The sequence below is a fragment of the Lactiplantibacillus sp. 30.2.29 genome (assembly GCF_018991255.1).
Classification (GTDB): Bacteria; Bacillota; Bacilli; order Lactobacillales; family Lactobacillaceae; genus Lactiplantibacillus; species Lactiplantibacillus pentosus.
On record NZ_JAGYGU010000058.1, the window covers coordinates 1 to 6,124 of the forward strand.

Sequence of the window (6,124 nt, forward strand, 5' to 3'; positions counted from 1 at the left end):
AATTTTAATTATGCCTAGAAGCCTATGTTAGAAGTCATAGTCGCCGCTACTCATAGCTTCAGCATTACCCATTAGATAGCCAGCACCAACTTGTGAAAAGAAATCATGATTGGCCGTTTCGGTTGAAATTCCGTTCATTACGATTGGGTTGATATCTTTAATCTCAGCATTTGGGAAGCGGGATTCAAAGCCCATATTTTGGAGCGCCTTGTTGGCGTTGTAGTGAACGAATTGTTTAACGTCTTCCGCTAACCCAATCGGTGCGTAAACTTCTTCGGTGAACGCAAACTCGTTCTCAAGGAGATCGTCGAGCAACTCATCCATCCACTTTTTGAATGTTTTTTGTTCAGTCGCCGATAGCTCGTTATATCCTAATTGAAATTTGTAGCCGAGGTAGGTACCATGAACAGATTCATCGCGGATCACCAGTTTGATAACTTCAGAAAGATTTGCCAGCTTATTGTTACCACGGTACCAAAGTGGGGTAAAAAAGTTGGTGTAGTACAAAATTCCTTCAAGAAAGACGCTTGCAACTTTCTTTTCAAGGTTGTTTCCCGTTTGATAAATATCATTGATCCGTTTGGCTTTGTATTGCATTCTGGGATTATTGTTCATCCATTTGAATACTTCGTCAACAGTGGCTTGATCGTTCAAAGATGTCAAAATAGTGCCGTAGCTTTTGGCATGAATTGACTCCATCATCAAAAAGTCATTGAGGACTGCTGCTTCTTTTCGTGTCCGAACGTCTGGCCGCATCACGTCGACTCCTTCTTCAGATTGGAGTGTGTCCAGCAAGGCTAATCCACCCACAACCCGATTGATAACCGATTTTTCGGTGCCAGAGAGTGTCCGCCAGTCCCGTAAATCATTAGAAACAGGTACTCGCGTATCCAGCCAGTATTGTGCCGTTGCTTTATCCCATACATATTCGTCAAGTTCGTCTTCGATGATGTCCCAATTAATTGTTTTATAGCTCATTAGTTGAACACTCCTTAAAAGTCGTAGTCGTCATCGGTCATTTTTTCAGTGTCCGATTCATTGTTTGCAGCCGTTACCTGTTGCAAAAATTGATTTTGATCAATCATCAGTTCTTTGAGTTGCGCCACTAGTGAAGACGGTTGAACTTCGTAGACAGCGTTAAAGCCAAGTGACATTAATGCATGATTGGCACCATAGGAGGCCAGATTGATGGCTTCGGTGGCATCGTCAAGGTTAGCTTCTAAGAAGTCTTTTTCAGTTTGCATGAGTTGATCAAACTGTGTATTAATCCAATACTGCAGTTCGGTTTGATCACTTACAGTGAGTTCTTCAAATCTGAGGCGAAATTTGTAACCAATATAAGCACTAAAAAGAGCGCTACCGCGGAGAATATTAGCCAACATTTGGTAAGTATTAACGAGAGCCTGTGTTTGAAGTATTGTCCAGTATTTACCAAACGAGAGCCCAGTTTCAGTCAGAATAAAAAGGGCTTTTTTCTGTAAGGCCATATCGCTAGTGCTCATTTGGGCTAGTTGGTCAATTTCAGCTTGCAGATTGGCATTATCATCTGCCCAAGTAAAACTTTCACCGCCGTTACCCGGAATCAGAGCCCGGAAAATGGTCGTACAGCTTTTGGCATGGACTGATTTCATAAAGGTAATGGTGTTTAATACGGATTCTTCTTGTTGAGTTCGCCGATCGTGGCGAATAGCAGGGGTACCAACTTCTGATTGGTAGACGGCTAACATTGATGTACCTGCCAACATACGAGTAATGGCCTGTTGTTGAGTATCTGATAGCTGTTGCCAAGCCGTTTGATCATTCGTGATGGGAATCCGAATGTCCAACCAAAAGTTAGTGGTGAGTCGTTCCCACATGTATTTATCGAAATTATCTTTAATATCATCCCAGTTAATTGCTTTGTAGTATAAGTAGTCCATCGTTATTTGTTCGTCTCCTTAATTAGGATTCATGGGTATATGGGTCTTGTGACCCAATAACGTATGCCGGTGTGTTAAACGGACGGTAAGACCCCAAGTGAATTTCCTAGATCATGCATGATTCACATTCATTTGCCGTTTTAATTTCATCGTCTTCTGTAAACGTTCGAATGTAATAAAGTGACTTAATGCCTTTTGTCCAGGCGTAATTCCGTAACCGGTTAAGGTCTCGGGTTGTCATCTTTAAATTGTTATTGTCCTTCCACTCGTAAAGGTCAGGTTTCAAAACTGAACGCATAAATAGTGTCAGACTCATGCCTTGATCAATGTGCTTTTGAGCTACGGCATAGGTGTCAATAATTTTTCGTTGATCAATATCATATGCGGGTGTGTAGTAAGGCAAAGTTTCGTTAGACAGGTAAGGTGCTGGATAGAAGATTGAGCCTACCTTATTTTCCTGACGTTGTTCTACTAATTGTGTGATTGGATGAAGTGATGCACTTGTTTCATTGACGTACGAAATTGACCCGTTCGGTGCCACAGCGAGTCTATTACGATGATAAAGGCCGCCAGTAATCACAGCTTGCTTGAGTGCCTTCCAATCTGTAACAGATGGTAATTTAATATTTTTGAAGATTTTTGCAACTTTGGTACTCTTAAATTTAAAGTCTGCGTTCAAGTATTGATCGAAGTAACTGCCATCAGCGTACTTTGATTGGTCAAATTTAGCGAAGGTTTCGTGGCGTTCACGGGCAATTCGATTGCTCGTAACGAGTGAATAGTAGTTTAAAGCTAGGAAGTAGGCATCAGTAAATTCAAGGGCCTCTGGTGAGCCATACTCAATTTGGTGGCGTGCAAGGGCAGTATGCAGACCCATAGCCCCTAATCCAATCGTGTGGTAAAGTTCGTTACCATGTTTAACAGTTGGTACTTCCTTAACGTCGGTTGTGTCAGTTACGAGGGTGAGCGCACGAACAGCAACCTCAACTGAGTGACCGAAGTCCGGCGAGTCAATCATATTCATGATATTAGTTGATCCGAGATTACATGAAATATCGGTGCCAATTGTCTTGTACGATAGGTCATCATCAAGTTTTGACGGTTCTTGAGGCTGTAAGATCTCACTACAAAGGTTACTCATAATAATTTTGCCATCGACAGGGTTAGTTTGGTTGGCCGTATCAATGTTCAAGATGTAAGGATAACCAGATTCTTGTTGGAGTTGAGAAATCTTTTGTTCTAGTTTCCGCGCGTTAAAAACTGACTTCTTAATATTGGGGTTAGCGGCCATGTTGTTATATTCTTTGGTGATATCGATGTAAGCAAATGGCGTACGATATTCACGTTCGACATCATAGGGACTAAAAAGATACATTGGTTCGTTAGTCTTGAGTAATTCATAATACTTATCAGGAACAATCAAACCGAGGGACAAGGTCTTCACCCGAATTTTTTCGTCCGCATTTTCCTTTTTGGTATCCAGAAAATGTAAGATGTCAGGATGGAAGACGTTGAGATAAACCACTCCGGCGCCGTTCCGTTGCCCGAGTTGGTTACTGTAGCTAAATGAGTCTTCAAGTAACTTCATCACTGGTACAACGCCAGACGAGGCGTTGGAAATCTGCTTAATAGGATCACCTGAGGCGCGCAAGTTTGACAGGTTAACGCCGACGCCCCCACCGATTCGAGATAGTTGAAGGGCAGAATTAACGCCGCGTCCAATTGAGAGCATGGAGTCGGCCACATCGATTAAAAAACATGATACCATTTCACCGCGCCGTTTTTTACCCGCGTTGAGAAACGTGGGGGTGGCAGGCTGATAACGTTGTGAAATCAATTCATCGGCAATGTCATTGGCAAGTTGTTCATCACCATTAGCGAGATAGAGGGCATTGAAGACGACGCGATCGACAAAGTCTTCCAAAAATTGCTGGCCATCATTAGTTTTCATGGTATATTGTGTGTAGAACTTGTAGGCACCGAGAAAGCTGCGAAAACGAAAGTGATGGTCTCTCATTTGGTCGAACAAGGACTGCACAAACTTGTGAGAGTATTGTTCCAGGATACTTGGATCGATATAATCTTCGTCAACCAAGTAATTTAACTTGGCATTTAACGAATCAAATTGCTTGGTCTTCGGTTTAACTGTCTCTTCGAAATAAGCCTTTAGGGCTTCTTGATCATAATGTAGCGGAATTTCTCCGTTGCTTGGGATATTTACGAGGTTATTTAAGTAAAAATAGGTATTTTCCATTTCTGGGGTGCTAGTTACCATTAGGGATTACTCCTTCGTTGTTTGAAAACAAAATTGATTGCGATAGGTTAAGATGGCATCGGCAATGCGAGGAATGTCGTGTGCGGTGCCACGTAGCTCAAAATCGGTAATGTAAGGAAAATCGAAGCGTTTAGCATATTGTTTAGCCGTGAGTGCAAACTGCTTATTAAAATTACGATTACCGCTACCGATAATACCGTAGCAATGCTGGTAATTGCCTTCGTACGCGAGGTAATCTCCCAAAATAGTGGTTAATATTTCAGTATAACCGTCATTAACCCCATTACCACCTTTAAGAAAGGCTGGTAGGAAGGTAACAAACGGCTGGTCAAGAGTGGTGAATTCAGGGTGTTCTTTAACATTAATTGAACTAACCCGAACATGACGTTCTTTCTCAAAGTATGTTGTCAGTCTGCTAATAAAATATTTCGTGTTGCCGCTCAAACTGATGTAGAGAATATTTATGGTTTCCGTAACTAATCATCGCCCTTTTTCTATATATAGTGGTTAGGCGATCATTATAGCACTATATGTGGTGTCCGCGCAAATTGGTGGACGATCTGATTGATCTACAAATTGTGTTGAATATAAAGATTCATGCGAGGTGGCTAAAATGGGCCCACCGTTGGTATTTTAAGCTGCACTAAGAGACGATAAACGGGACTTTTAATGAATGGAAGCAAGCTCCCAGGACCCAGCTCACAGTTTGCACCAAAGGCCTTGTTATCAATTGAGAAGAGCACACTGTACGGTTCATGATCAAAAAATATTTTGATTATGTCTACTAGTTTTTACCTTTGTTTTAGTACAAAAAAACGTGCGTCCCCTAGAACTATTAGAAAGTTAATTTAAAATAGTCGAAGGATAATTAAAGGCATGCTATAATGCGGGGAAGAAAAAGAAGCCCTGCGTGAACGGAGCTTATCAGACAAGCCGCTTCAAAGGCGGTGGCAGAAATTTAATAAACGATTTTAGCTCGTCCTGTGACCTCTACCAAAGTTACACAGGGCGGCTTTTTTATTTGTGGTGCTTGTCGATATAGCTGAGGAGCGCGATTAAAAACGTGCCAAACAGCAACATCAACGAGAGTGTCTGGAAGACGCTCATTGACTGTGAAACCTTCCTGAAGATTATTCCATGTTCACATGGCCTCACCTAGCAGGGGATCAGACTGTCCTTTATTAAAAAGTGCAGCGACTTTTTCGAAATACGATTTATCTAATAGATGCTCATTATGTTTCATCTTTTACACCTGTTTCCATTTGGAATTCAGATAAGAAATCACGCATATACTTTGTTCGACGACTGGCTTCTTGCTTTCCCGTTCTGGTATTCATTGAACTTGCTAATTTCAGCAGCTTTTCATAAAAGTGATTGATGGTTGTACTTTTGTGATGGCGATAATCATCGTGTGTTTTGATTTTCTTCACTGATATTTTGGAATCATATATTTCCTGTCCAGCGTGCCCGCCGTAAGCAAATGCACGTGCTATGCCGATTGCACCTAGTGCATCAAGTCTATCAGCGTCCTGAACACATTTACCTTCGTTAGAAAGCTGATAATGGTGTTCAATGTTGTCAGCATATGACATATGTTGGATAATATCTAAAATGTCTTCTCTAGCCGGAGTTGTAATATTCTCATGGCTAAGTATAATTCGTACTCCTCTCAGTCTATTCTATCTGCAGTGACTTTTTAGTCTATGGTGTCATGCAAATAGCTAGCTGCTTTCACAACATACAGACCAATATCAGTTTCATTTTTTTTAAAATCTTCTATACATTTTTTTGAGCTAGCTTAGCCACTCTTTGGGCATGAAGAAAATCATGCCCAGTTGGATCAAAGGCCATATTTTCTTTAGAAAATGATTTTATATACTATATTTAATCTATTTCGTTTAGTATCCTTTACTATATATAATAAGGAGGC

At 41.1% G+C, this 6,124-nt stretch carries 5 protein-coding genes and 1 pseudogene; all 6 read right to left on the reverse strand.

Features of this window, described 5'->3' with window-relative positions:
* Positions 1–27: 27 nt before the first annotated feature.
* Entirely contained in the window at positions 28–978 is a 951-nt protein-coding gene (nrdF, locus tag KGF65_RS16105; protein WP_020923860.1) for a class 1b ribonucleoside-diphosphate reductase subunit beta, read from the reverse strand.
* A 14-nt stretch (positions 979–992) separates the two neighbouring features.
* Positions 993–1,919, reverse strand: coding sequence for a ribonucleotide-diphosphate reductase subunit beta (locus KGF65_RS16110; protein WP_010623241.1), 927 nt, complete (start codon positions 1,917–1,919; stop codon positions 993–995).
* Between the two features lie 106 nt (positions 1,920–2,025).
* Positions 2,026–4,173 carry a class 1b ribonucleoside-diphosphate reductase subunit alpha gene (gene nrdE, locus KGF65_RS16115; RefSeq protein ID WP_056953169.1) on the reverse strand — a complete coding sequence of 716 codons (2,148 nt, stop codon included), beginning with the start codon at positions 4,171–4,173 and terminating at the stop codon, positions 2,026–2,028.
* 27 nt (positions 4,174–4,200) lie between these two features.
* The gene (nrdI, locus tag KGF65_RS16120) at positions 4,201–4,659 is read right to left on the reverse strand and encodes a class Ib ribonucleoside-diphosphate reductase assembly flavoprotein NrdI (protein WP_072533468.1); all 459 of its coding nucleotides are present in this window, start codon (positions 4,657–4,659) and stop codon (positions 4,201–4,203) included.
* Between the two features lie 552 nt (positions 4,660–5,211).
* Positions 5,212–5,301 carry a putative holin-like toxin gene (locus KGF65_RS16125; RefSeq protein WP_021353390.1) on the reverse strand — a complete coding sequence of 30 codons (90 nt, stop codon included), beginning with the start codon at positions 5,299–5,301 and terminating at the stop codon, positions 5,212–5,214.
* A 125-nt stretch (positions 5,302–5,426) separates the two neighbouring features.
* A pseudogene (locus KGF65_RS16130) lies at positions 5,427–6,045 on the reverse strand (HD domain-containing protein).
* Positions 6,046–6,124 lie beyond the last annotated feature (79 nt).